The sequence below is a fragment of the Paenibacillus sp. MBLB1832 genome, assembly GCF_032271945.1.
Lineage (GTDB): Bacteria > Bacillota > Bacilli > Paenibacillales > NBRC-103111 > Paenibacillus_E > Paenibacillus_E roseopurpureus.
The window spans coordinates 4345249-4371858 of the sequence record NZ_CP130319.1; the positions used below are offsets into that span (position 1 = coordinate 4345249).

General features: G+C 47.8%; 21 protein-coding genes. 5 read left to right on the forward strand and 16 right to left on the reverse strand.

Going from position 1 to position 26610, the window contains the following annotated elements; genetic code table 11:
- Positions 1-63 precede the first annotated feature (63 nt).
- A complete protein-coding gene (gene polA, locus MJB10_RS19510; protein WP_314797414.1) occupies positions 64-2730 on the reverse strand; it encodes a DNA polymerase I in 2667 nt (888 codons plus the stop codon).
- 131 nt (positions 2731-2861) lie between these two features.
- Here polA and MJB10_RS19515 point away from each other — a divergent pair, with 131 nt between their 5' ends.
- Entirely contained in the window at positions 2862-3611 is a 750-nt protein-coding gene (locus MJB10_RS19515; RefSeq protein ID WP_314797415.1) for an HAD family hydrolase, read from the forward strand.
- On the opposite strand, the gene MJB10_RS19520 is transcribed toward MJB10_RS19515, so the two are convergent.
- Positions 3594-5378, reverse strand: a complete 1785-nt coding sequence (locus MJB10_RS19520) for a GGDEF domain-containing protein (protein ID WP_314797417.1) — start codon at positions 5376-5378, stop codon at positions 3594-3596. The two genes, MJB10_RS19515 and MJB10_RS19520, sit on opposite strands and share 18 nt — an antisense overlap.
- A 189-nt stretch (positions 5379-5567) precedes the next feature.
- Between MJB10_RS19520 and MJB10_RS19525 the strand changes: the two genes are divergently transcribed.
- Positions 5568-7133 (forward strand): ATP-binding response regulator, encoded by a 1566-nt coding sequence (locus MJB10_RS19525; protein WP_314797420.1) that lies wholly within the window; start codon positions 5568-5570, stop codon positions 7131-7133.
- A gap of 76 nt (positions 7134-7209) precedes the next feature.
- On the opposite strand, the gene phoU is transcribed toward MJB10_RS19525, so the two are convergent.
- The 5 genes from phoU to MJB10_RS19550 form a co-directional block, all read right to left on the reverse strand.
- The gene (gene phoU / locus MJB10_RS19530) at positions 7210-7869 is read right to left on the reverse strand and encodes a phosphate signaling complex protein PhoU (RefSeq protein ID WP_314797422.1); all 660 of its coding nucleotides are present in this window, start codon (positions 7867-7869) and stop codon (positions 7210-7212) included.
- Positions 7870-7892: 23 nt separating this feature from the next.
- Positions 7893-8660 carry a phosphate ABC transporter ATP-binding protein PstB gene (gene pstB, locus MJB10_RS19535; RefSeq protein WP_314797423.1) on the reverse strand — a complete coding sequence of 256 codons (768 nt, stop codon included), beginning with the start codon at positions 8658-8660 and terminating at the stop codon, positions 7893-7895.
- A gap of 3 nt (positions 8661-8663) precedes the next feature.
- Complete coding sequence (pstA, locus tag MJB10_RS19540; RefSeq protein WP_314797425.1) at positions 8664-9521, reverse strand: phosphate ABC transporter permease PstA; 858 nt, start codon at positions 9519-9521, stop codon at positions 8664-8666.
- Positions 9518-10453, reverse strand: a complete 936-nt coding sequence (gene pstC, locus MJB10_RS19545) for a phosphate ABC transporter permease subunit PstC (RefSeq protein ID WP_314797427.1) — start codon at positions 10451-10453, stop codon at positions 9518-9520. The genes pstA and pstC overlap by 4 nt, the downstream gene beginning before the upstream one ends.
- Positions 10454-10620: 167 nt before the next feature.
- A complete protein-coding gene (locus MJB10_RS19550) occupies positions 10621-11529 on the reverse strand; it encodes a phosphate ABC transporter substrate-binding protein (protein WP_314797429.1) in 909 nt (302 codons plus the stop codon).
- A 261-nt stretch (positions 11530-11790) separates the two neighbouring features.
- On the opposite strand from MJB10_RS19550, the gene MJB10_RS19555 reads away from it, so the two are divergent.
- Positions 11791-13533, forward strand: coding sequence for a methyl-accepting chemotaxis protein (locus MJB10_RS19555; protein WP_314797431.1), 1743 nt, complete (start codon positions 11791-11793; stop codon positions 13531-13533).
- A gap of 165 nt (positions 13534-13698) precedes the next feature.
- On the opposite strand, the gene motB is transcribed toward MJB10_RS19555, so the two are convergent.
- Both motB and motA read right to left on the reverse strand, forming a co-directional pair.
- Positions 13699-14505 (reverse strand): flagellar motor protein MotB, encoded by an 807-nt coding sequence (gene motB / locus MJB10_RS19560; protein ID WP_314797432.1) that lies wholly within the window; start codon positions 14503-14505, stop codon positions 13699-13701.
- The gene (gene motA / locus MJB10_RS19565; protein WP_314797433.1) at positions 14498-15295 is read right to left on the reverse strand and encodes a flagellar motor stator protein MotA; all 798 of its coding nucleotides are present in this window, start codon (positions 15293-15295) and stop codon (positions 14498-14500) included. The genes motB and motA overlap by 8 nt, the downstream gene beginning before the upstream one ends.
- A gap of 352 nt (positions 15296-15647) precedes the next feature.
- Between motA and MJB10_RS19570 the strand changes: the two genes are divergently transcribed.
- On the forward strand, positions 15648-16511 hold the full coding sequence (locus tag MJB10_RS19570) for an aldo/keto reductase (protein WP_314797435.1): 864 nt from the start codon (positions 15648-15650) through the stop codon (positions 16509-16511).
- Between the two features lie 43 nt (positions 16512-16554).
- On the opposite strand, the gene MJB10_RS19575 is transcribed toward MJB10_RS19570, so the two are convergent.
- The 7 genes from MJB10_RS19575 to MJB10_RS19605 form a co-directional block, all read right to left on the reverse strand.
- Complete coding sequence (locus MJB10_RS19575) at positions 16555-17316, reverse strand: DeoR/GlpR family DNA-binding transcription regulator (RefSeq protein ID WP_314797436.1); 762 nt, start codon at positions 17314-17316, stop codon at positions 16555-16557.
- A 21-nt stretch (positions 17317-17337) separates the two neighbouring features.
- On the reverse strand, positions 17338-18828 hold the full coding sequence (gene rhaB / locus MJB10_RS19580) for a rhamnulokinase (protein ID WP_314805755.1): 1491 nt from the start codon (positions 18826-18828) through the stop codon (positions 17338-17340).
- Positions 18822-20042, reverse strand: coding sequence for an L-rhamnose isomerase (gene rhaI / locus MJB10_RS19585; RefSeq protein WP_314797438.1), 1221 nt, complete (start codon positions 20040-20042; stop codon positions 18822-18824). The genes rhaB and rhaI overlap by 7 nt, the downstream gene beginning before the upstream one ends.
- A gap of 25 nt (positions 20043-20067) precedes the next feature.
- Positions 20068-22137, reverse strand: a complete 2070-nt coding sequence (locus MJB10_RS19590) for a bifunctional aldolase/short-chain dehydrogenase (protein ID WP_314797439.1) — start codon at positions 22135-22137, stop codon at positions 20068-20070.
- Between the two features lie 207 nt (positions 22138-22344).
- Positions 22345-22971, reverse strand: coding sequence for a DUF1273 domain-containing protein (locus MJB10_RS19595; protein WP_314797441.1), 627 nt, complete (start codon positions 22969-22971; stop codon positions 22345-22347).
- Positions 22972-23189: 218 nt separating this feature from the next.
- A complete protein-coding gene (locus MJB10_RS19600) occupies positions 23190-24221 on the reverse strand; it encodes a dienelactone hydrolase family protein (RefSeq protein WP_314797442.1) in 1032 nt (343 codons plus the stop codon).
- Between the two features lie 19 nt (positions 24222-24240).
- On the reverse strand, positions 24241-25530 hold the full coding sequence (locus tag MJB10_RS19605) for a Gfo/Idh/MocA family oxidoreductase (protein ID WP_314797444.1): 1290 nt from the start codon (positions 25528-25530) through the stop codon (positions 24241-24243).
- Between the two features lie 159 nt (positions 25531-25689).
- On the opposite strand from MJB10_RS19605, the gene MJB10_RS19610 reads away from it, so the two are divergent.
- Positions 25690-26535 (forward strand): AraC family transcriptional regulator, encoded by an 846-nt coding sequence (locus tag MJB10_RS19610; RefSeq protein WP_314797446.1) that lies wholly within the window; start codon positions 25690-25692, stop codon positions 26533-26535.
- Positions 26536-26610 lie beyond the last annotated feature (75 nt).

Consider the following 26610-nt stretch of genomic DNA (forward strand, 5'->3'; position numbering starts at 1 on the left):
AAAGTTTTCGAAGAAAACTGGCTTCGTAAGCATTCGCATTAAAGTTTAAAACAATCCATACGATTATTTCGCGTCATACCACGTGAGTCCGAAGTCAACGTCCGCACGCAGCGGTACATCCAGCTTCAGCGCTGCTGCCATCACTTCAGGCACGAGCAGCTTCATCGTCTCCAGCTCATCTGCTGGGACTTCGAACACGAGCTCATCGTGTACTTGAAGCAGCATGCGGCTTTTCAGCCCTTCTTTGGCCAATCGATCCGCCATTTGCACCATCGCCAGCTTGATGATATCCGCAGCCGTTCCTTGAATCGGCGTGTTCATCGCGGTACGTTCCGCGAAGGAACGGATATTGAAGTTCGAATGCGTAATTTCAGGAAGCATACGTCGACGCTGCAGCAAGGTCGTTACATAGCCGTCGGCGCGTGCATCTTTCACAATGTCATCCATATATTTGCGAACCCCTTGGAATACCGCAAAATACTGTTCAATGAACTGAGCGGCTTCCCTACGGGTAATGTCCAAGTTCTGAGACAAACCATAATCGCTGATCCCGTAAACGATACCGAAGTTAACGGCCTTTGCTTGACGACGCATATTGGAGTCAACAGCGCTTTCTTCTACGCCGAAGACGTCCATCGCCGTCTTCGTATGAATGTCCATATTCTGAAGGAAAGCCTCCTTCAGCTTCTCATCCTGCGAGATGTGCGCTAGCACGCGCAGCTCGATCTGGGAGTAATCCGCAGCAAGCATGTACCATCCAGGCTCGGATGGGACGAATACTTTGCGGATCTTGCGCCCTTCCTCCAGACGAATCGGGATGTTCTGGAGGTTCGGGAACTGGGAGCTGAGACGACCCGTAGCGGCGATCGTCTGTCGGTAATAGGTATGCACCTTACCTGTCTCCGGCCGCACCTCTTTAAGCAGCCCCTCGACGTACGTCGACTGCAGCTTCGCTAACTGGCGGTAATGCAGGATCTGCCCCACAACTTCGTTGTATGGGGCCAGACGCTCAAGCACCTCGGCATCTGTCGAGTAGCCGGTCTTGGTCTTCTTCGAAGCTGGCAGTCCCAGCTTCTCGAACAGAATCTCGCCGAGCTGCTTCGGCGAGTTGATGTTGAACTCGACGCCGGCGAGCTTGTAAATGCTGGACATGATCGTGTCCAGCTGTTTACCAAGCTCCACGCCGAGCGCTTTAAGCCCTTCGGCATCCACGGCGATGCCGCGCATCTCCATCTCCGCGAGCACGCCGGAGAGGGGCAGTTCAAGCTCGTAGAAGAGGCGATGCATCTCGCCCTTCTCCAATTCATCGCGCAGCACGGGCACCATGCGCGCCATCGCCATCGCTTTGCGACCCAAGTGGTCGCTAAGCGCAGCCAGTTCCGGCAGGCGGAATTTCGCGCCCTTGCCGAACACATCCTCGTCTGCCTTCACGGACGGCAGACCGTACTTCACAGACAGGCCGCTCAGCGTGAGATTCGACTCTGTCGGATCGAGGAGATACGCGGCCAGCAGCACATCGAAATCCACCCCCGCGAGGTGGATACCTTGCCAAGCCAGCGCCAGCTGCGCGCGGTGCAGGTCGAAGAGCTGCTTCTTCTTGGACGCATCGCCAAGCCAATCGCGCAGCGGTCGCCCTGCCTCACTTTGCAACAAAGCGAACGGCACAAAGTAGGATCTATTCCCAACACCATCGTCGATGAACCACACAATTCCGACCATGACAGCTTGGTGCGGATTCTCACCAACGGCCTCGACATGGATTGCCGCATGATCATCCAATTTGGAAATCAACGCAGTAATGTTATCTTCTGTCACTGCAACAGCTTCCAGACTCTCCACAACCAGCTCTACTTCAGGCTCCGCGCTGCCAGCACCGAAATCCAGCTTCTCTAGCAGCGATTTGAACTCCAATTTACGGAACATACTGGACAATGCTTGTCCATCGAATCCATCGTATCGGAATGTCTCCCAAGCGGTTTCCATCGGTACTTCACGGTAGATGGTCGCCAATTCCTTGCTCATGATCGCACTCTGAGCATGCTCTTCTACTTTCTCTTTCATTTTGCCCTTCAGACTTGCTGTGTTCGCTAACACCTCTTCGACAGTGCCAAAGTCATGCAGCATTTTAAGTGCGGTCTTCTCACCTACACCAGGGATACCTGGAATATTATCGGACGTATCGCCCATGAGACCCTTCAAATCAATAATTTGATTCGGGGTGAGGCCGTATTTCTCTTTAATCGCTTCTGGATCAAATCGGTCCATCTCGCTGATTCCCTTGCGGGTAATCGCTACTGTAACGTGATCAGACGCAAGCTGCAGCATATCCTTATCTCCTGAAACGAGCAGGACCTTCTCACCCTTCTCATCCGCCGCTTTCGTCAGTGTGCCGATGATATCGTCCGCTTCATAGCCAGACAGCTCGAATTGCGGGATTTTGAAAGCTTTCAGCAGTTCCTTGATCAAAGGAAATTGCTCGGAAAGCTCCGATGGCGTTTTCTCGCGGCCGCCTTTGTATTCGGTATATTCTTTATGTCGAAACGTGATTTTCCCCGCATCAAATGCAACGAGGAAATGGGTTGGCTTTTCTTCTTCAATTAACTTGAGCAGCATGGTTGTAAAACCATAGACCGCATTGGTATGTAATCCGCTAGAATTGCTGAGCAGCGGCAACGCATAGAACGCACGAAACGCAATTGAGTTCCCATCAATAATAATAAGCTTATCCATAAGTTCCACCCCAATTTTAGACATACTTCCTTCATCATAGCATACGAAATTAAAATAAAAAAACGGTTCCCTACATAAACATGTAAGGAAGCACGTTAGGATGGCCCGGTCTTCAAAAGGAGGATCTCCGTATGAGCCCTTTTTTCTCACCTGCGCGTAAAAAGGTCATTTTTTTCGATATGAACAATACCATCCTCGACCGCAGGCAATGCTTTGATTCCGCTTTTCAGGAGGTGATGCAAGATTTCACGGCTCGCTGGGACGCTGACGACATCAAAATGAGTGCACAAGAATCCTTGCTCAGCTATAAGTCGGAATGGAGCCGCCATCGCAAAACCCCCATTCGAAGTCCCATCTCCCCTGATGAATTACGCCATATTTGTTTAGTTCGGGCGCTGCAGCCTTATCCTATTAGTGTCAATACTGCATTCACAAGAGCTTTCTTCAATCAAGTTGAGGAACGGGAGGATCACTTTGTCGCCTTATTCCCTGGGGTGGAGGATACGTTAGAAGCGCTGTCTCGGCAGTACAAACTAGCGATTATTTCGAATGGGAATCGGAAGCGTCTGCAACGCAATTTGGAGAAAATGAAGTTATCGCCATGGTTTGATCAGGAACGGTTATTCACATCGGAGAATGACGGTCCGCGTAAGCCGCATCCCGCTATCTTTGAGGGAGCTATTAAAGCGATGAGCACCGTTCCCAGCCAAAGTGTAATGGTCGGAAATTCATGGCGAAATGATGTGGTGGGCGCCGCATCAACGGGAATGGACGCCGTGTGGATACATCCGGGGAATATCAAAAAAATTTCGGAGAGGCGCATCGGCAAACAGAAGGTCATTATCGTACGTTCTTTTAAACAGCTAATCTATACGTTCTGATGAAGAGATCCCGATCGGACTCTGGCTGCCGAGAGCCTGGAAACAGTAAATGCTGCCCTTATGCGCCTTGGCCTGCTTCTTCAATTGCGCTGCTGTTTGTGAAATGTGTTCGAGGGAAATGGGGGTTTCACAACTGCATATCACAAGTGATAATGAAAGCGTGACCCCCTCGCTTCTCACTTGGTTACCGCTGCGATCGAAGACATACTCCCATTCCACATCTTCATAGAACATGCGCACCCCCGACTCAAAGCGATTAATCATCTCCTGACATAACAGCTTTGGCGCCAACGTCGTCGAAATGGCGATGAAATCGTCGCCTCCCACATGCCCCACAAAATCGTTCGGCGTGCCATAAAAGGCAATCGCCTGCTGCATCACATCCGCGGTGTACTGAATGAGCTGATCCCCTTTTTGAAATCCAAATCGATCATTAAACCACTTGAAGTAATCCAGATCCGCGTAAATCACATGGAACGTTTCATTTTCCTTGATCCGCTTGTTCAATTCCCGATTTATTTGCAAATTACCAGGCAGTCCAGTCAGTGGATTCGCCACGCGCGCAGACTCCATGCGCACATTCGTGATGCTCTCCAAAATGGTTCGAATCGAAGCCGTTCCTGCCATTTTGCCATCGCTCGTTATAATGACCAAATCATACAGCTGGTTGATCGCGCGTGAAGTCGCCAAGAGGGATACTTGTTCAACGGCCACCTGCTCATCCACGATCAAAGGCGAAGCATCCATAACACTGTCAATGGTCCGGTTCCAGTACAGCGAATAGGCATATTGCCCCGCCAAATGCTGAAACAGCCGATCACGCATGACAAGCCCCTTCGGGCAATCGTCCTGCACAATAACGACGCCAACGGCTTCTTGATTTCTTTTAAAATAATCGGCAACTTCGGAGATCAATACTTTCGTATGAAAAATGCCCACAGGTGTTTTCAAGCCACCGATATGCCAAGTCATATTGCCTCCTTGTACGTTGCGATGCTGCCAAATAATCGTTCTAAGCGTATCCTGCACTTTGGCTGCTGTTAAGGCAGGCTTGCCCAGCAAATACCCTTGTGCATAATGAACCCCCATCTGCGTTAATTTGGCCAGCTCTTCAACCTGTTCAATGCCTTCGGCGATCAATGAAATATTCATTTTCTGCGCAAACGTCACGAACGTTTCGAGTATGTAGGCTTTTACCTTATTACGGTGAATGTTCTCGATGAGGGAGCGATCAATTTTGATAAAATCAGGCTGCAGCTCGGCAATGGCTTGCAAGGACGAATAACCCGCTCCAGCGTCATCAATCGCAATGCGATATCCCTGCATGCGGTAATGGGCCAATATTTTCTTGGCCAAGGTGAAATCCTCGATGGAACTTCGTTCTGTAATTTCGAAGACGACGTTGTTTGGGCGCAGTCCAAACTTCTGCAAAATCTCCAACGTTTTGCCTGGGACAAATCCGGGGTCTTCCAACACATGCGATGAAATATTAATAAACAATAATTGCTGCTCATGCTCGAGAATCGATCCTTGTATCGCTTTCTCTCGCGCTAGCTGCTCAAGTTTGTAGAGTTCCCCCTGCTGCTCCGCGAATTGAAACATCTCTAGCGGTGAGTGAAAGGGACTATGTTCTGGTCCGCGACTCAACGCCTCATAGCCCATCACGCCACCGTCGTGAAGGGAGATAATCGGTTGGTAAACAGCATGGATACGTTGTTCTCGTAATATGGTTTGGAACTGTTCGAATACGTCTGACTGTGTGCCCATGTCATCATCCCTTAGTTTAATATGCCTCTACTCTCAGTCTATCAGATCAAATGAGCGGCTTTATTATCCATATGTAAAATGTATGTAAAGAGTTTGACGAAAAAAGAGGGAATTGCACTTTTTGCTCGAAAAAATAAAGAGAGGAAAGTAAGGTGCGTACAGGCTGTACAAGCACAGAAAGGACATCCGATGGAACATCAAGTAAAAATCTTGGCGGTAGATGACCGCTATGAAAACTTGCTGGCACTTAATAGTATTTTAGCCTCTTCTTCCTATGATGTGATCTCGCTGCAATCGGGGGAGGAAGCATTGCGCTATTTATTAAAAGAGCCTGCCGACCATATCGCTGTCATTCTGATGGATGTACAAATGCCTGGTCTAAGCGGATTCGAAACGGTCGAGTTGATCAAGCAACGCAAAGCTTGTCAGGATATCCCGATCATTTTCTTAACTGCCCTGAGCACTTCCATCGAGCATGTGCTGCGCGGCTACCACGTAGGTTCCATCGACTATCTATTTAAGCCTGTCCATCCCAAAATGCTTCGCATGAAGGTCGATGGCTTCGTTAATATGCATTTGAACCATCAGAAACTTAAATATCAAAGCGAGCTTTTACATAAACGAACATTGGATCTTGAAGAAACAAATCGGAAACTAGCTGAAGCTGAGGAGAAGTTAATTCAACAAAATGTGTTGTTAGAAAATTGGGTGGAAGAACGAACTTCCGAGTTGGTGGACGCCCATGAGAAGTTAATGAACTCCCAGGAACATTTCAAGAAAATGTTTATCCTCTCCCCCTCCTTAATGGCCATTCGTCGTCTTCCTGATCTCACGTATATCGATGTGAATGAAAGTTGGAAACAGCATACGGGTTATGGTGACGAAGTTATCGGAACAACCCTGGATCTTTTGCGTGTAGATTTGAATAATGGAACCCAAACAGGGGATATTGTGCGCAATGAGAAAGTGCGATACGAAACGAAAAGCGGTGAGATTCGAACCGCCCTTCTCTCCACGGAAATTATTGATATCGAAGATGAAAGCTGTTTGCTCCAAGTAGCTGTGGATATAACGGAGAGTCTGCGATTCGAAACGGAAATGGCGCGCTTAGCGCAATTGAATCTGGTCGGAGAAATGGCCGCAGGGATTGCCCATGAGATACGTAATCCTATGACGACAATTCGCGGTTTCCTGCAGCTTTTTCGGGAAAATGACCGTCATATGCAAAAAGAATACATCCCTATCATGCTGGAGGAATTGGATAGAGCCAACGAGATTATTACCGAATATCTCTCGCTTGCTAAGAACAAACAGTCCTATCAGCGTCCTGAGAGCTTGAATCGGATTATTGAAAGTCTCATGCCGTTAATTCAGGCCGAGGCTGTCATGTCCGGCAAGCACGTGAATCCGCAATTCGGTCCTTGCCCGTTGATTCAGCTAGACGATAAGGAAATGCGCCAACTCATCCTGAATATGTGTATGAATGGGCTTGAAGCGATGCAAGCTGGCGGCACATTGACGATCAATACCTATCAAGAAGCCGAACATGTTGTTCTCCTCATTGCTGATCAAGGTACGGGCATTAAGGCCGAACACTTGGAGAAATTAGGGCGGCCCTTCTTCACGACGAAAGACGAAGGGACAGGTCTCGGCTTAGCCATTTGTTATAGTATTGCGGCAAGACACCAAGCTACGATCGAAGTACACTCTAGTCCGAACGGCACTACGTTCGTGATTCGTTTCCCGATTCGGTAGCACGTGCAGTTGCAGATGAACCAAAAAGGCAGCTCCACCATGTAGATGAACCTACAAGGAGGAACTGCCTTTTTACTTACACATTCAAGTCTTTACGTTTGCCTGTGACCATATAGATCACGCCTTCGCCAATATTCGTCGTATGATCCGCTACGCGCTCTAAGAAGTGCGCAACGAACAGCAAATGAGTCAGTTGACGATTACGGTTGTAATCCGTTCCCATCATCCCCATGATTTCTTGCATAATCGTGCTGTACAGTTTATCAACCCTATCATCTTTCTCAGCGAGAGATGCCGCTCTATGTACATCCCTCTCTGTATACGATAGAAGGCTCTCATGCAGCATTTCAATGGCGATTTCCGCCATTTGAGGAATGATTTCCAGTGGTTTGACGAGTTCCTCGCCAGAGAAACGAATCGTAATCTTCGCGATATCCACTGCGTGATCCGCGATTCGTTCCAAATCCGTTGCGATTTTCAGCGCTGTTCCGATAATCCGAAGATCGCTCGCCATCGGCTGCTGTAAGGCAATGAGTCGTAAGCACAACTCATCGATTGTCGTTAAATAATCATCAATCTGATCATCCTTAAGGATGACTTGCTGGGCCGTGTTTTCATCCAGCTTCGCCAATGATTCCACTGATTTATAAATTAATTCCTCTACGCTCTCTCCCATATTGCGCAGCTCTTGCTGTAGTAAGGCCAATGATTGATGAAATCCTGGTCTGGCGTCCATGCGTATCTCTCCTTCTATTGTTGTTAGCCGAAACGACCCGTAATGTAGTCTTCCGTGCGTTGATCGTTCGGGTTCGTGAAGATCTTATCGGTCTTATCTGTTTCTACCAAATAGCCGTTAAGAAAGAAGGAGGTCATATCCGAGATTCTCGCTGCCTGCTGCATGTTATGTGTCACGATGATGATCGTATACTTCTCTTTCAACGTTTGAGTCAATTCTTCCACTTTCAGCGTTGAGATCGGATCAAGGGCAGAGGTCGGTTCGTCCATAAGCAGAACATCTGGCTCAACAGCCAACAATCTAGCGATACATAAACGCTGTTGCTGCCCGCCTGACAGCCCCATGGCTGACTTGTGGAGGCGATCTTTAACTTCATCCCACAATGCTGCTTGCTTCAAACTGCGCTCTACAATTTCATCAAGCACAGCTTTTTTCTTCGTGCCATGAATCCGCGGTCCGTAGGCGATATTATCGTAGATGCTCATCGGGAACGGATTCGGGCGTTGGAACACCATACCGACGCGTTTGCGCAAGGAAACGACATCAGACTCTGTCCCATAAATGTTGTGACCATCAACAGCAACATTGCCTGTGATTCGCACGGAATCAATGAGATCATTCATCCGATTCAGCGTGCGAAGAAACGTTGATTTCCCGCAGCCTGAAGGGCCAATCAACGCAGCAATCGAGCCTGTTTCAATGTTTAAATCAATATCGTGAAGGGCGTGGTTTTCCCCATAGTACAAATTGAGTTTGTCTGCTTTGATTTTATACTTCGTCGCAATAGCCATGTGTTATTTCCCCCCGGAAAGTCTTTTTTGTAAGATTCGACTTGGTATCGAAACGAGCAGATTAAAGAGCAGTACGACAATCAGGAGCAGCGCTGCGCTTCCTTGGGCAATGCCCTTGGCATCTGGCACTAAGGATTCAGCGCCCACGTACCACAGATGAACGGATAACGTTTCACCCATGCGAAGCGGATTGAAGTCTGGGAAAAAGCGTGAAACGGAAAGTCCCGCCGTGTAAATCAAAATCGCGGATTCGCCTAACGCACGGCCGGCAATTAGCGTAATGCCTGTAATGAGGCTCGGTAAAGCAGCCGGAATCAGTACCTTGCGAATCGCTTGCCATTTCGTAGAGCCGAGCGCCAAGCTTGCTTCCCAGTAGGAGTCAGGTACGGTACGAATCGCTTCCTCCGTTACCCGGACCATGACGGGTAAATTCAGGAGCGCAACCGTCGCCGCGCCGCCAAGAATCGAAAATTTAAGCCCAAGCAAATTGGCGAATAAGAGAAATCCGAAAAGTCCGAAGACGATGGACGGTACCGAAGATAACGCCTCGACCGAGATTCTGACGAGGTCGGTAAACCCATTTTTTTGCGCATAAATCGCCAAGTAAATACCAGAAAATAAACCGATTGGAATCGAAATCACAAGAGATAATAAAAGGACATAGAAGGAGTTAAATAACTGCGGTCCTACGCCGCCGCCCGCTTTGATCTCTTCCGGCTTGCCGAAGATGAAATGCCAGGACAGATGGGGGATCCCATCCCCTAGAATCCGGATGAGAAACCAAGCGAGAATGCCAATAATGACAATACCTGATGTCCAGAAGTAGATGGTTGCAATGCGGTCTGTTGTTTTACTTGTCATTTCAGTTCACTCCTCTTAGCCACGATCCGAATGATGAGAATGAGCGATAACGAGATGACGAGCAACAGCAAAGCCATCATGTATAACGCATTGTTCCACGCCGATCCGTAGTTGGTATTTCCCATATCTTTAACGATTGCCGTTGTTAGGACGGTTGTTGAATCTAACAGTGATTTCGGCATTTGCGGTGAATTCCCGATGACCATGAATACCGCCATCGTTTCCCCAATGGCGCGGCCCATGCCGAGAATGATCCCAGTCAGAATCCCAGGTCTAGCCGCTGGCAGCAGCACGCGCCACATCGTTTGCCACCGTGTTGCCCCCAATGCTAGCGACGCTTCTTCCAATCTTCCGGGCAGCGAACGAATGGCATCCTCCGAGATTGAAAGAATCGTAGGCAGGATCATAATGGCCAAGATTATCGCCGCTGGCAAAATCCCATAGCCGATCCCGCCTGTCAACTTGCCGAGCGCGGGAACAATCACCGTCATCCCGATCAGACCGTAAACGACGGATGGAATGCCCACGAATAAATCAGTCGCGGGACGCATGATTTCACGCATCCATTTCGGCGCGATTTTCGCCATAAATAAAGCGCCGGACAAAGCTAATGGCACGGAGATCACGACAGCCACAAGTGTCATGAGCAGCGTACTGTACAGAAACGGAAAAGCTCCGAATTTATTTTGACCAGGCGTCCAGTCCGTCGAGAAGAAAAACTCCCATGGACTCACGTCCTGAAACGTCTTAATGCCTTGCATACCGACGAAAGCAATAATTGAAAAAATAATGGCTGATACAAGGGCAGCACTGCCGACGAAAATCCATCTCATGAGACGATCTTGTCGATGCTGATTTTGAGTCCATTTGGAGATGACAGGGCGACCTTCATCTGATTTGACACTGGCTAGTTGATCTATCATGGAATTCACTGCGTGATTCCCCCTTCTCTGCTGGTACACAAGAACTTACTACTATCATAGAATACGAATGTCATTGGATCGTAAATGAAATGTTAAGGGAATGTAAAAGTTTTGATTTTGTAAATGCGAAAAAGAGTGTCTGCATAGGGATGCAAACACTCTTGATGAGGTTGATCTTATTTTTTCAACAAGTCAGCTGGTAAGAACTTCAAATCACGAACTTGTTTGCCCTGGAATTCTTTGGTCGTGATGTAGTCAATGAATGCCTTCGTTGCATCTTTCGCTTCACCTTTGGTGTACATATGCTCAACACCGAACAATTTGTATGTGCCGTTTTTGATGTTTTCTTCGGAGTATGCTACGCCATCAATTTTCAGAGCTTTTAAAGTGTCATCGATGTATGGTGTATCTACATAACCAATAGAACCTGAACCTGATGGACCAGCAACCGCTGTTTTCACAGCACCGCTGTTTTCTTGCGTGATACCGTCTTTGGAGAACTCTTTGCCATCCAAAATGATTTGTTTCACAAGTGCACGGGATCCTGAGCTTTCTGGACGGTGAACAAGCACGATTTTGGCGTCATTTCCGCCGACTTCTTTCCAGTTTGTAATTTTACCAGTGAAAATATCTGTTGCTTGTTGTTTCGTTAAGTTGTCTACTTTTACATCTTTATTTACGATAAGCGCGAAAGGCGCGATCGCGACTTGGTGGTCAACAAGACCTTTATCTTTATACTCAGCCCCTGGCTCAATGTCGGAGTTTCCGATATCGGATGTACCGTCTGCTACGTTCTTGATTCCTGTTCCTGAACCGCCTGCTGTTACGTTAATCGTAACTTTCGGGTTCTTTTCCATAAACTCAGTTGCTGCTTGTTTAACCAAAGGAAGAAGTGCGCTTGATCCAGAAGCAGTAACCGTTCCACTTATTTCTTTCTTAGGAGCTTCACTTGCTTTCGCTGTTGCCGCCGCTGTTGCTGCTGCATCTTTCGTTTCTGTTTTCGTACCGCAAGCTACCAAAGACCCCATCATCAAAACCGCTGTAAGTGTTACTGTAATCCCTTTTCTCGACATGAACTTAAACATAGTTAGCATGTCCTCCTTTGAATTTATGATTATACTTTGGTTAAGTTCGATCCCCATCTCATGCGTGTGTCGAACGACCTTACTTCTACATCGTACCAACCGAATGTAAAATCCAAACCCGCGAAACGTTAACGTAATGTAAAACTTTTAATTTACAAATCGTTAACACAGTTCGACGCTTTAGTTAATAGAAGCCCCCTATATTAATAAGTAATTAGATAGAAAAATGTCTAAGCTTGTCTATACATAGGAGGGATTCATATGAATAAACTCAAATTGTCGAACTTAACAATGCGTACGAAGCTAGTCGTCAGCTTCAGCGGGGTTCTGCTTATTTTCTTAGCAGTCGCCTTGTTCAATCTGTACCAGGTGACACAAATCAAACAGCATATGACCGATCAGAACGATAAAGTAGATTTGAAAGTAATGGCGCTTGAGCTTAAAAACATGGTTCAAGAGATGAACATCATCGCATCGGGGCTCGAGATTTCCAAAAAGCCAGAATTTATCGATAAGTACAATAGTAAACGTACACCTTATAATGAGATGATTACGCGGATTGGGAATACGGCCAGTACCACGGATCAGCAGAAATGGCGCAGCCAGTTGATTCAAGCTTCCGTTGATTACATTAACAATTTCGATACCGCTGCGAAAATGGTTCAGGATACGGCTATGAAGCCTGCCGATTTGCAGATCAATCTGTTGTACTTATATAGCGAATCCCAAGAGCTGAAAGATCGTATCTTCGGTTTAGTTGATAAGTTTTACCTTACATATGCAGATGGGGCCGCTTCAGCCATTGCCTCGTCCACCAAAGCTTTAGATGATAGCCGCTCCATCATGCTCATCGCTTCTGCTGTCGTCTTTTTCCTTACCATGATCATTGCCTTTCTCATTATTACATCCTTCACACGTCCGATTTCCATCCTGCAAAAAGCTGTATCGCGCATCGCCGCTGGTGATCTGACACAGACGATTAACTCGACAGCCAAAGACGAGCTAGGTCAGTTAAGCAATAGCTTTGACGTCATGATTAGGCAAGTCAGCCATATGCTTGGCGCTACCAAAGTGATCGCATCCTCGTTGTCGGATCACTCCCATGAATTCCATCGCTTCTCCCAATTAACGGCTTCGGCAAATACGGATATTCTGAAAGCGATCCATGAAATTTCAACGGGCGCAGACGAGCAAGCAATGAAAACAGAGATCAGCTCCGTGTTAATTGCGGAATTGGAAGCGGAAATCCGTGGTATCCGTGCCTACACGAACGATATGAAACGAAGCAGCGATGAAGCGGCCGTCGGTGTGCAGCAAGGAACTGCTTCCGTCCAGGCACTCAAAGCCTCGTCTGCGCAGTCGCAGCTTCTACTGCAAAAGGTCGACACCGCTATGCAAACGCTGAACGCAAGCTCCAATCAGATCGGTTCCATCGTTCGTTCGATTACGGACATTTCCACGCAAACGAACGTGCTGGCCTTAAATGCAGCCATTGAAGCCGCAAGAGCGGGCGTTCATGGACGCGGGTTCTCTGTCATTGCCGATGAAGTTAGAGAACTATCCCTGCAAACGAATAGCTCTTCGAGAACAATCAGCGCGATTATCGGAAATTTGCAAGGTCAGATCGCTGAGCTTCAGCACTCCCTGGTAGACGCGCGCGAATCAGCGCAAACGCAAACAAGTCACGTGGAGGAAACGTTCGGTTCCTTCTATCGCATTGAGCAATCCACGTTGGGCATCCGTGAACAGATTGAGCAGATTCATCAGAAGATTGGGCAAGCCCAATCCAAGAACGATCGCCTGGTGGACTCTGTCCAGTTCGTAGCCGCCATCGCCCAAGAAACCGCTGCGGGGGTTGAAGAAGTGAACTCCACGAGCATCCAGCAGGATGCTTCCATCCACCGTATCGCCGAAGAATCGGACGATATTCTGGAGCTAGCGCAGCAGCTTTTTAAGGAGATAAGTAAATTTCAAATCGCGGAATCTTGGATTGAGATTGGATAATGAGAAAACCTCTATCGAGGCCATTCAAGGATGAGCGACCGCGTTTAGAGGTGGGTTTTATCGCCAAATAGAAAGACGTTTTCGATAAGCGAAAACTTATACTTTCTATTGTGGTCAAAAAGAGCCGAAGTCCCTTATAGGATTTCGGCTCTTCTTATTTGAAGTTTATTTGGCAATTTGATCGGTTGCCTTAATGTTACGGAGGACGCTCACTTCTACCCGACGGTTCTTCGCTCTGCCATCTGGCGTCGCATTGTCGGCAACTGGACGGTACTCGCCATATCCGACCGACGAGAAGGAAGCAGGATGAATGTTCACGTTGTTTAGCAATATTTTCATGAAATTGACGGCACGCTTCGCACTTAAATCCCAGTTCGTCTCGAAATCAGCGCGATGGATCGGAATATTATCCGTATGTCCAGCCACTTCCACCTGGTAGCCAGGATACTTGCCGAGCAACGTGGACATCGAAATGGCCAGGTTCTGCGACTCCGGCTTGATCGTTGCTGAACCCGAATCGAACAATGCGCGATCACTAATCGTGATGGTGAGCTTCTCGTTATCCAGCTTCGTCGTCAGCTGCTCACTCATATTGTTTTCTTTGATGAAGGCATCCATGCTCTTCTTCAATTCATTTAGATCCTTCTCTTCCTTCTCGAGCTTCGCAGCTAATTGGCTCTCTACCTTGCCCTCTTCTTTGGTAGGAGGATTCTGGTTCTTCTGGTTGTTTTTCGTTGAATTCGCTGCATCCTCAATCGGAATTAAGTTTGACATGGCGAAGGGCGCTTCGCCCCCGCTAAACGCGCTATTTAAAGAACGCATGATTTTATCATATTTCTTGGAATCCACCTGACTCGACGCGAACAAAATGATAAACAAGGCAAGAAGCAGTGTTAGGAGATCCGCATAAGGAATAAGCCAGGTTTCATCCATGTGTTCCTCATGTTCCTCATGCTTCTTCTTTTTACTCACGTGCGCCTCCCTCCTTCTCACCTTCTTCAAATTTCTCACGATCTTTATTCGCAACGAAGATCATCATTTTTTGCTTCACGGAATTGGCCGATACCCCAGATTGAATGGAGAGGAGGCCTTCCACAATCATCAGCTTAATTTCCACTTCTTTTTTGGACTTCGTCTTGAGCTTATTGGCAAAAGGGTGAAATACCACATACCCCAAGAAAATTCCGAACATTGTTGCAACGAAAGCTGCGGAAATCAAATGTCCTAACTTCTCAACTTCGCTCAAATTCCCAAGCGCTGCAATAAGACCTACAACGGCACCGAGAACCCCCAACGTCGGGGCATATGTTCCAGCTTGTGTGAAAATACTGGCATATTTCTTATGTCTCGTTTCCATCTCTGCAATGTCTTCCAACAGAACGTCGCGTACGAAATCAGGATCATTCCCATCAATAATGAGACGCATGCCGCTTTTCATAAAAGGATCCGAAAGCTCTTCCGCTTGCTTCTCCAAGGATAACAGCCCTTCACGTCTTGTAATAGAAACCCAGTCAACGAACTTTTCGATCAATTCTCTCTTGGGCATGAGCGCTTGCTCGGTAAAAATGATTTTGAGCAGCCCTGGAATTTTCTTGATCTCCTCCAGTGAAAACGCATTGAACAACGCTGCAGCCGTTCCACCAAAAATAATTAAAGCAGCCGCTGGGTTCAGCAAAGCCCCTAAACTAGCTCCTTTTAATACCATCCCGAATCCAATGGATACACCGGCCAAAACGACTCCAATGATCGTTGATTTTTCCATGTATAAGCACCCCGTATGCTCTCTATTTTTCCAATCTTTATGTAAACAACATCATTACCTGCCATCGAATATTCTACTATCCATCATAAGTTGAAATGAGCATAACTACAATCCCTTTCCGAAAAAAAGTAGGACTAAAGTCACGTATATCATGTAAAAAGTGTTCAAATTATGACGAAAATTGGTATATCGTTGTTCGTTTAAAATTACACCAAATAGGCGTAAATTCCTGCTTGATACGATCTTGTAGAACATATAGGGGAGACGTAGTAAAATTGGTATGTCTTGGTAGATATTAGGGGAACGATAGTACAGAATGACCAACGTTTGTTGATGAGGAGGAATGATGGCAGTGGAAAAACGGCCTTTTGGCTCTACAGGGCAGCAGTTTTCGATATTAAGCTTTGGTGCGCAGCGGATCGTCGATGAGCATAACTGCTCCGAAGAGGAAGCCATTCAGATTGTAAATCGTGCCATTGATGAAGGAATCACCTATTTTGATACGGCGCCGAGCTACTCTGCTGGGCAATCCGAAGAGCGCTTAGGCAAAGCCTTGGCCCTGCATAACCGCAGAAACGAGGTGTGGATTGCCACGAAGACGCATGATCGCACACGTGATGGTTCTATGCGGCTGCTCGAAGCGAGTCTTCAGCGTTTGGGGACGGATCATGTTGAGGAATGGCGCTTGCATAACGTTATGAAAATGGAAGAGCTCGATCAGTGTTTCGCCAAAGGGGGCGCTCTCGAGGCATTAATTGAGGCGAAAAACCAAGGCATGATCAAGCATATTTCGATCAGCGGTCATACGAATCCTAAAGTGCAGCTGGAAGCGATTGATCGCTATCCATTTGACAGCGCGCTTGTCGCTCTATCGGCGGCTGATCATTTGGTATACAGCTTTGCCCATGAATTTCTGCCGAAAGCGAATGAGAAAGGCATTGCCATCATTGGCATGAAAGTCATGGCACTCGGTAAATTAGCGCCTTGGTACGAGAAGGCGTTGAGATACACACTGTCACTGCCGATCTCAACGGCCATAGTTGGTATGGAGTCGATGGCGCAATTGGAGCAAAATTTGGCGATCGCCAAAAACTTTATGCCGATGACCGACTTGGAGCAGCTCGATTTCCTCAAGGAAATTATGCATCTGGCGAATCCAGATGTTCTTCGTTGGAAATCCACGGACTGGGTGTCTGGCGAGTGGTATGTGAGATAGCACAAACAGCCGCCCACACCACGTGGGGCGGCTGTTTGCATTGTTATTCTAGTTGGCGTACTTGTACGCCCTTATCACTGATCCGATTAAGCGCCTCTTTGCTCGTCAGGCGATCCGTGATGACATACTGAATGTCTGACCACCCAGCTACTTGCGTCAACGCTTGCGTACCGAATTTGCTATGATCGGCAAGCAGATAGGTTTCGTCTGCGATGGAGATCATTTTGCGCTTAATGAGCGCTTGCAGCTCATTCGATTCACTAATGCCTCGCTGGACATGGACCCCTTTGCAAGAAAGGAACAGCTTATGCGCGTGATACATATCGAGCGATCGCTCGGATAAAGGTCCTACATAGGATAGTGACTTCGGCGAAAGCAAACCGCCTGTCGAGATGACCTGTATCTTCTCCTTGGCACTTACCTCCAAGGCAACCTTCATCGAATTCGTGATAATGGTAATGGCCATATCGGGAATCATTTTCGCCATATACCAAGCCGTGGTGCTCGCGTCAAGAATGATGCGATCCCCTTCCCCAATATGTGAAACAGCTTGCTTCGCAATGCTGTTCTTAAAATCTGCATGCGCTGTTTCCCGCTCCAGGAAGGGCACTTCCGTCTGCGCTTCCTTCACACTGACAGCGCCGCCATGACTGCGCATTAGCTTGCCTTCACTTTCCAACCGATCCAAGTCACGACGAATCGTTTCTTCGGTCACTTGGCACAGCTCGCTTAGCTCAGTGACGCGCATGCTTCCTTTTTCATTTACTAATTGAACGATTCTCTGCCATCTCTCCGCTACAAGCATCGTTACCCCTCATTTCACCGTCTATAGGGAGGCCGCTGTGCAGAACCTGTCATACGCCGCCTGCCAGCCCGCGCCACCCGTTGGATGATACGTCTTGACTGGGAACGAATTCCGAATCAGCTTCCTGGCTTCGCGCAAATTCGCGATATACCCTAGTGCTATCCATTGTACTACAAGGTTTCCTAGCGCACTACCCTCAACAGGACCTGCCCATACCTCACGTCCTGTAGCATTGGAAGTGAATTGACACAGGAGCTCGTTCTGGATGCCGCCTCCGACGATGTGCAGGCCGCGGTACGACTTGCCCGTAAGCTGCTCCGTTCGCTCCAGAATAAAGCGATATTTCATCGCTAAACTCTCTAGGATACAACGTACAATTTCTCCGTCCGTTTCAGGAACAACCTGACCTGTGACACGGCAATAGTGCTGAATCTGCTTCGGCATATGCGCTGGATTCAAGAACATATCATCATCCGGATCGATGAAGAATTGGAACGGTTTCACAGATTCCGCTTGCTTCGCAAGCTCTGCGAAGCTGGCCGTTTTCCCTTCTTTTTCCCATGTGCGCTTGCATTCTTGAATGAGCCATAAGCCCATAATGTTCTTCAATAAGCGGTTGGTGCCGTAAACGCCGCCTTCATTCGTGAAATTCCAGTCTAACGCTTGCTCGGTGAGAACAGGATTATCGGTTTCGGAACCAAGCAATGACCATGTACCACAGCTCAGGAAGGCAAAATCATCGTCCAATGCAGGAACCGCAACGACAGCTGACGCTGTATCGTGCTCGCCAACGGCGATGACTGGAATGGATGGGACATCCAATTCCTCGCAAACAGATGGACTCAGTGCACCCACACGCGACCCTGATGCAACGGGCGGCAGGAAGATCGAAGCTGGGAGGCCCAGCTGCTCGATCAACTGTGTATCCCACGTTAAGCTGGTTGCATTGTACAACTGTGTCGTTGTCGCATTGGTATACTCACTGTGCTTCTCTCCCGTTAAGAAATAGCGCAGTAAATCTGGAATCATAAGAAATGTTGCGGCGCGATCAAGCAGCTCGGGATTGTTGTCTTTTAACGCATACAACTGAAAAATTGAATTGAATTGCAAAAACTGCAGCCCTGTTGCGGCATACAGCTTTTCACGACCTACTTCGCTGATCACTTTAGCCATGACGCCATCCGTATGATGATCCCGATAATGATATGGGTTCCCCAACAGCTCGCCATTGGCAGCCAGTAATCCGAAGTCGACTGCCCATGAATCAATGGCCAAGCTCTCAATTGCTGTGTAGCCCCGATGTTTCGTTTGTAAAATGCCTTGCTTCAGCTCATGAAGCAACCGCAAAATGTCCCAATGAAGGTGGTTGCCCACCCGCACTGGATCATTCGAAAAGCGGTGAATTTCCTCGATCGTGATACGGCCCGCTTCGGAATCAAGTCGTCCGACGATCGCTCTGCCGCTGCTTGCCCCCAAATCAAATGCCAGAACGGTCGATGATGAACTCACCAGCTCGCACCGCCCTTGCCGCGCGCATTGATTTTCTCGTCATAGCCGCTAGCCAAGTACGCTTTCATCGGATCAACCGGCACGCCCATTTCTTCACGAACGGCTTGAAGAAGCGGCGTTACATCAAACTCAAATGCTGAGCGTACAGCATCTTCAGCGCCAAGCACATCTTGATTCTCTTGCGCAGCTTTCACTTCTTCCAGGTTGATTAGCAGTGCTTTCGCGTATTGTGTTTGAACGTTAAGAACGGAACGCAGCATCGCTGGAATTTTACGCTCGATGTTATGACTTTGGTCAATCATATAAGCAATATTGTCAGCTGCTTTACGAATCAATGAATTCTTATCATTCGCTGCATCAATGATTTGATAGAAAATCAGGAACAATTCATAAGGATTCACAGATCCAACGATCAAATCATCATCCCCATATTTACGGGAGTTGAAATGGAAGCCGCCTAGTTTATTCTCATCCAACAAATACGTTACGATGTGCTCGATGTTCGTTCCTTGCGGGTGATGACCTGTGTCTACAAGCACTTCAGCTTGCGGGCCCAATTTGTTGGCCAAATTGAACGCCATGCCCCAGTCAGCTAAATCCGTGTGATAGAACGCTGGCTCATAGAACTTATACTCGATGAGCATGCGCATATTTGGCGTCATTGCGTTATACATTTCTTTGAGCGCCTCGTACATCCACGCTTTACGCGCTCGGATATCGACTTGACCTGGATAGTTGGAACCGTCTGCGAACCACAGGCTCAATACATCCGAGCCAACTGTTTTGGCGATGTCCACACACTCCAGCAAGTGATCCGTCGCTTTACGACGAATGGCCGCATTGGAGTTCGTTACACTTCCGAAAATGTAATCATCCTCTTGGAACAGGTTCGGGTTCACCGCACCAATAGAAACGCCCAAGTCAGTCGCATGCTGCTTCAGCTTCGCATAGTCATCGACTTTGTCCCATGGAATGTGGACCGCAACCGACGGGCATACACCCGTCAGCTTATGAACTTGCGCCGCATCTTCGAATTTCTCAAAAGGATTACGCGGGACGCCTGTTTGTTTGTACACTTTGAAGCGTGTTCCTGAGTCTCCGTATCCCCATGAAGGCGTCTCAACTCTAAGAGCTTTTAATTTCGCTTTAACAGCTGATAGATCGATCCCTCTCAGGGCTTGCTGTTCTTCAAATAATGCGTAGGCTTTATCGCTCATTGTTTGGTTGCCTCCTAAGGGTGAATTAGCGTGTGAAAGCAGCAGGTACGCCGCCATCAACAGTTAACATACAGCCAGTCGTTTTGGCTGCTTTGGATGATGAGAAGTATACAATTGCTTCTGCAACGTCTTTCGGGAAAATGTTCACGAGCAACGTTGTTCTCTTACGATAGTGCTCTTCCAATTGGTCCGGTTCAATGCCGTAAGCAGCTGCGCGCTCATTGCGCCAGTTGGAGTTCCAAATCGCGGAACCTTGCAGAATCGCATCTGGCAATACGGAGTTCACGCGAATGCCATACTCGCCGCCTTCTGCAGCAATACAACGTGCCAAGTGAATCTCAGCCGCTTTAGCTGTGGAGTAAGCAGACGCATTTTTACCTGCGAACACGGAGTTCTTGGAGCCTACGAATACCATGCTGCCGCCAATGCTTTGCTTTTTCATAATTTTAAACGCTTCTCTTGCAACAAGGAAGTACCCCGTGCTAAGCACGTTCATGTTAAGGTTCCATTCTTTCAAGGATGTCTCATCGAAAGGACTCGACGTCGCAAGACCCGCGTTATTCACGATGATGTCGATACCGCCGTAGCCAAGAATGGACTCCCGGAACGCTGCGTCTACTTCTTCTTCCTTTGTTACGTCCATGCGAACTGCAATTGCTCTGTTTTCGCCATATTGCTCATTCAGTTCAGTTGCAAGCTTCTGTGCGCCTTCCAAATTCAAGTCAGCCAGCACAACGTGCGCGCCGTCTTTGAGGAATTGGCGAGCTGTTACGCTTCCGATTCCGCCAGCACCGCCAGTAATGAATGCAATTTGACGGGAGAATTCAGCTTCTGCAGGAGCAAGTGTTAATTTATAAAGTTCAAGAGGCCAGTACTCAACATTAAAAGATTCATTTTCGCTAAGGGATACGAACGTGCCGAGCGCTGTAGCGCCTCTCATAACGGAAATCGCACGATGGTAGAGCGCTCCGCTTACTTGCGCCATGGCCCAGCTTTTGCCTGTGTTGATCATCCCGATACCAGGAATCAGAATAACACGCGGAGCTGCTTCATTGATCACGTCGCCTTCATTTTTGTTACGGTCAAAATAGGCCCTGTACTCTTCTTTATACGCTTCGATGCCAGCAACTAATGCTGCTGTTAAGGAAGCTGCGTCACCATTGTTCGGATTCCAGTCGATATATAGAGGCTTCATTTTCGTATGAACAAGGTGATCTGGGCAAGCTGCTCCAACTTGGGAAAGCGTTGCTGCATCACGGCTGTTCACGAATTGAAGCACATCATCCGCGCTATCTGTTGTCAAAATCATTTTCTTCTCGTTGCTTACCGCACCGCGTACGATTGGCAAAACTTGAGCTAGAAGCTCGTTGCGTGCTTCCACGCTAAGTGTTTCATATTTGGAACCGCCATACAAGTTCGATTCGTTCACGCGAGCCTCGATGAAGCTTGCTGCTTCATTAATGATAGCAATGGTTTTGAGATAGCTCTCTTCGGACGTTTCGCCCCATGTAACAAGACCGTGTTTCTCCATAAGAACAAGCTCGGCCTTCGGATTGTTACGAACGCCATCTGCAATCATTTTGGAAAGTGTAAAGCCAGGACGCACATAAGGTACCCATACGAAACGGTCGCCATAAATTTCTTTCGCCAGCTCACGTCCGTTGTGTGCGCAGCAGAGGGAAATAATTGCATCAGGATGCGTGTGATCCACATTTTTGAAAGGTAAAAAGGCATGTAAAAGTGTCTCAATGGAAGCACGCGGATGTTTGCTGTCGATCATGCAATTCGCCAGATAAGCAACCATTTCTTCGTCAGACATTTCGTCACGCTCGATCAATGGACGAATATCTTCCATGCGCAGGCCTGTGAAATTCTTTGCTTTCATTGTGCCAAGGTCAGATCCGCTGCCTTTCACCCACATCACTTCCACATCGCGACCGCGGAAATCTTTCTCGATCGTTTTGTAAGACGTGTTGCCGCCGCCCCAGTTACAAACAGCGCGATCCGTTCCGAGCAAGTTAGAACGATACACAATTTCTTCTACACCTTTTGATAGTGCATTCGCTTTTGACGCTTCCCATAAATTCGCAACCATTTTGTAGCCCTCCTAATATAGGGATCTTTGAGCGAAGATCAAAGTCTCACCGCTTTACTCCCTATGTTTGTTTTTGATGGTTTCATCATATCATGTCTTTGTTTATTTTTGAATAATTATTTTTATGTTTGTTTTATTGGGCGATTATACTGAATTCTGAACGAAAAAGGACGCCACCGCGGTCCATCGACCTGTGAAGCGTCCTTTTTATATATCATCATCAAAATGCCATTTATCTGTATGTATGCCCGAATCTTCGTATTTATCTTCGTTTAGCTCTCCCGCGTAGTCGCCATGCTCGTCCTCTGAGACATTCTGCAGGTCCAACGCGTTAATCGTGATCACAGTATATGCATGCCGGGCCACTAACTGATCAGCTTGCAGTTTCATGAATTTCGGAGAACCTTCCGTCTCTTCATCATAGACAAGCAAGATGCCATCCGAGTTCCGCAGCACAAATTTATCGCGTTCTTTAAATTGCCATGGGCCCTCATATTTCGTCTTCGTCACACTGTTCACATAGTTCGCACGCTGTATGACACTGGCATAGCTGCTCTTTTTATCGTCGCTCCATTTCTCTTCCTGTTCGAGGAAAGGCGTTATGACCGCAAGCTTCAGATCAGGATATAACTTTTCTCTCAGCTCCAGAACAGCTTCTGCCGCCCATAGCTCCACACCCCATTGCCCGCTGACAACTACCCATTCGAGACCCTCTTCCAGCAAAGGCGTGAGCCGCTTTTGAATCGCTTTTTTGATAATCGCAATACCTGGATGCTTCATCGAAAAAATGCCCAACTCCGAAGCCTTATAGCCTGTTATTAATATGCGCTTCAACCACACTCACCTCCTATGCCAGTAATCCATCCTATCAGGTTAGCATAGTTAGAAGGATTAAGAAAGAAGAGGCGTTGGAACTTGACGGATCTCGTCATTCGTGAGGATGGCAGACATCGCCATACGTTCCGAGGCATTACGACTACAGCGGATGGACATAATTGAAAGCATTAAACGTGAACGCGTGAAATAATGGGTAAAAAGACGACTGAACGCGTTCAGTCGTCTTTCTTATTTCTCAATACCTCAACCAGCCACGGATACGCCTGACTCCCATTCACCTCATGTACGCCATCATAGAGATGAACGCCCACTTGGTCCCCTTCGCCTGCCTCCTCATAGATGCGCCGCACCTGCGAAACAGCTTCCTCTGCCGTTGCGATCGGGAAGATCGGATCTTGTTTGCCCGATGCGATAAACAGAGGACGAGGAGCCAGCAATCCGATCAAGTCAGGCAGCTCTGCAAAGCCGAGCACACCTGGTACATAATTATCGATGCAATGACGAACCGCCATAATGCTGCCTTTGAACGTATTGGCAAAAGCGCACAAGACCGTCGCCTTTATCCGCGCGTCAAGTGCCGACGAGTATGTCGCAAGCAGTCCGCCTCCCGAAAAGCCGAAGCAGCCGATACGGCTTGCATCTACATCTTCACGACCCGCTAGATAATCCAACGCAAGTCGAGCTTCTTGGACTCGAACACCTGCCAAGGAAATACCATACAGCATGAAATGGGATGCCAGGGTCTGGCAAGAGTTGTTTCCAACCTGACCATTTTGCCGATCCGCTTCCAATCTTCGATCACCGAAGCCCAGAACTTCAGGCACCATAACAACAAATCCTTGTCGCACCAGCTCCAGTGCATAGTTCCCATGGAGATCATACGGCCTCACATGCTCTGTACCGTCTGCGTTCAAACCGACAATCTGTCTGCTGCCATAGCCATGCCCATGCAGAGCTAGTACAGCAGCAGACTTCCCTGCCTTTCCCTTCGGCAGAAGGACATAGGCGGGAACGCGCATCCCCATCAGCGTACCGAATTCAATGCGTTCGCGAACGTGGTCTTCGAGCTCCACCCGTTCCAGAAGGACGGGGCGCAATTCGTCACCCGTCAGCGGAACCTCTAACGACCGGGCAAGCTCCATCCTCATCTGCTCCTGGGTCAGTTCTGCCCAATCCTTACGCTGTCGCGCCCGTTTCTCTTCATACAACTGATAGAGCGCCTCCATACTAGCATCTGGATGCCACATCGCGTTCCCTCGTTTCACCTTAGAACTTCACTAGTTTATCCACCGCAACAGGCTGGCCTGTACGAAGCGAGATATTGCCCGCAATGCCCGTCAGAATAGACATAGCGCCATCGACATGCGAAGCTGCGCGATTGAAACGATCATCCGACGGTTTATCGAAAATATCTTTCAACAACACAGGATCTCCGCCTCCGTGACCGCCAACGCCTTCTTCAATTTCTACCTCATACGGCGCTGCGAACATCGGGAAAACTTTGATCGATTTATGCTTCAACGCACCCTCATCCGCCTTATCTCCGCCTGAGTTCACATAGGATTTCTCAACAACACGCATTTCGATGCGGCCTTTAGAGCCATTGATATGCACGTTGAAGCCTTCCCAAGGCAAATATGCGTTCAACGAGTAGGTCATAATCGCTTTATTTTTATAACGGACCATCACGCCCATTGTATCCTCGATACTAATTCCATCACCAAATACGCTCTGATCGCGCTGATACCCATCTTCATGCTCCGCATCCAAGTAAAGACCTTTGAGATGCTCATTCGTATCCAAATGCAACGCGAACGGATCTTCCTTCGCATAGGCATTGCCTGTTGCCCGTTGGTAAAACTTCGTTTCACCGCGCTTCTCCGCGTTCGCTTTCCCGTAGAACATTAGGTCTCCCATGGCAAAAACCGTATCAGGCTGCGTCCCTAACCAGAAATTGACAAGATCGAAATGGTGAGTCGACTTGTGAACGAGCAAACCGCCGCCATTGCGCTTATCACGGTGCCATCTGCGGAAATAATCCGCACCGTGCTCCGTATTCAGCAGCCATTCAAAATGAACGGAATGCACATCGCCGATCGTACCATCCATAATGAGCTCGCGCACTTTGGTGTTATGCGGGGCATACCGATAGTTAAACGTCACACGCAGCTGGCGCCCTGTCCGTTTGATCGCATCGAGAATTTCCTGGCATTTCTCCTCATCCACCGTCATCGGCTTCTCGGAAATAACGTCACAACCTAGCTCCATCGCCTTAATAATGTACGTATGATGCGTGCGGTCGACCGTTGTCACGATGACATAATCCGGCTTCTCCACACGAATCATTTCCTCGAATTGGTCCGCTTTATAGGTTGGAACAGCATGATATTCATATTTTCCAGCAAGCAAGTTATTCGTAAAGTTCATCCGTGTTTGATTACTATCGCAAATCGCCACAAGCTCTGACGTCTCTTGAAAATCTTTGACCATGGCGCCGTAGAAAAATTCAGCCCGTCCCCCGGTTCCTACAAGTGCATAACGTGTTTTGGCTTTCATTGAATGAATCCCCTTTCGTAATGGCATGCTCCTTAACGCTTACTGCAAGATTAATACAATATTTGTTGTGTTTCTAATCAAATATTACTTAATACCTTTATTTCCTTGCATATCTTGCTGTAAAATGAAAGGAGCATACCAACAGATGAGGTGCCTGCCATGTTTTACCAAATTGAACGGATTCGCAGGGAGTATAAATTCTCCATGCCAGTCAACCATTTTCATGACACGTATGAAATTTACTATTTACTTAATGGAAAACGTTACTATTTCATCCAGGATCGTTCCTATTTCATGCAAGAAGGCGATCTCGTTTTTATTGATAAAAATAAACTGCACAAAACGCTGGACGCGAACGCGCTGCCGCATGAACGAATTCTCGTTAGTTTCGACGACAGCTGGGTCCACACAATGGGTAAAGATACCCATGAGATTGCACTCGCTCCATTCAGACAGAAGCAGCATATTTTCACATTGTTGGGTGCGAATCGGACACTCATCGAGAACTTGCTCTTCAGCATGCTGCGCGAGCAGTCGCAGGCACTGCCTGGGTGGGAGCTCAACAGCAAAGCGCTGCTCACACAATTGCTCGTTGCCTGCACACGGCTGATGGAGCAGATGAATCCCGTGGACGAGCATGAGCATCCGCAGGCGCATAATCCCAAAATTTTCGAAATCGCGTCCTACATCAACGAGCATTTCCATGAGCGTCTGAATTTAGCGTCCATCTCAGACAAATTTCATATAAGTCCTAGTTACTTCTGCCGCTCTTTCAAGGAAACAACTGGCTTCTCCTTTGTTGAATACTTGAACAATATTCGAATCCGTGAAGCGCAGCGGCTGCTTCGGGAAACGAAGCTGAAGGTCATTCATATTGCTGAGCAAGCGGGCTTCGATAGCGTTGCTCATTTCGGCCGCGTATTCAAACAAGTTACGTCGCAAACTCCGCTGGAATGCCGGAAGCTGACGCATCTGGGCTTGTCATCATTTTCCGATACTCCGTAGGTGTCAGGCTCTTAAGCGCTTTGAACGTTTTGATGAAATAACTCGGACTTTCAAATCCGACCTTGTTCGCCGATG

Bases quoted from the DNA above. Each gene is read 5' to 3' on its own strand.
- polA (WP_314797414.1), bottom strand. From the start codon at position 2,730: ATGGATAAGCTTATTATTATTGATGGGAACTCAATTGCGTTTCGTGCG.
- MJB10_RS19515 (WP_314797415.1), top strand. From the start codon at position 2,862: ATGAGCCCTTTTTTCTCACCTGCGCGTAAAAAGGTCATTTTTTTCGAT.
- MJB10_RS19520 (WP_314797417.1), bottom strand. From the start codon at position 5,378: ATGGGCACACAGTCAGACGTATTCGAACAGTTCCAAACCATATTACGA.
- MJB10_RS19525 (WP_314797420.1), top strand. From the start codon at position 5,568: ATGGAACATCAAGTAAAAATCTTGGCGGTAGATGACCGCTATGAAAAC.
- phoU (WP_314797422.1), bottom strand. From the start codon at position 7,869: ATGGACGCCAGACCAGGATTTCATCAATCATTGGCCTTACTACAGCAA.
- pstB (WP_314797423.1), bottom strand. From the start codon at position 8,660: ATGGCTATTGCGACGAAGTATAAAATCAAAGCAGACAAACTCAATTTG.
- pstA (WP_314797425.1), bottom strand. From the start codon at position 9,521: ATGACAAGTAAAACAACAGACCGCATTGCAACCATCTACTTCTGGACA.
- MJB10_RS19550 (WP_314797429.1), bottom strand. From the start codon at position 11,529: ATGTTTAAGTTCATGTCGAGAAAAGGGATTACAGTAACACTTACAGCG.
- MJB10_RS19555 (WP_314797431.1), top strand. From the start codon at position 11,791: ATGAATAAACTCAAATTGTCGAACTTAACAATGCGTACGAAGCTAGTC.
- motA (WP_314797433.1), bottom strand. From the start codon at position 15,295: ATGGAAAAATCAACGATCATTGGAGTCGTTTTGGCCGGTGTATCCATT.
- MJB10_RS19575 (WP_314797436.1), bottom strand. From the start codon at position 17,316: ATGCTTGTAGCGGAGAGATGGCAGAGAATCGTTCAATTAGTAAATGAA.
- rhaI (WP_314797438.1), bottom strand. From the start codon at position 20,042: ATGAGCGATAAAGCCTACGCATTATTTGAAGAACAGCAAGCCCTGAGA.
- MJB10_RS19590 (WP_314797439.1), bottom strand. From the start codon at position 22,137: ATGGTTGCGAATTTATGGGAAGCGTCAAAAGCGAATGCACTATCAAAA.
- MJB10_RS19600 (WP_314797442.1), bottom strand. From the start codon at position 24,221: ATGTGGCATCCAGATGCTAGTATGGAGGCGCTCTATCAGTTGTATGAA.
- MJB10_RS19605 (WP_314797444.1), bottom strand. From the start codon at position 25,530: ATGAAAGCCAAAACACGTTATGCACTTGTAGGAACCGGGGGACGGGCT.
- MJB10_RS19610 (WP_314797446.1), top strand. From the start codon at position 25,690: ATGTTTTACCAAATTGAACGGATTCGCAGGGAGTATAAATTCTCCATG.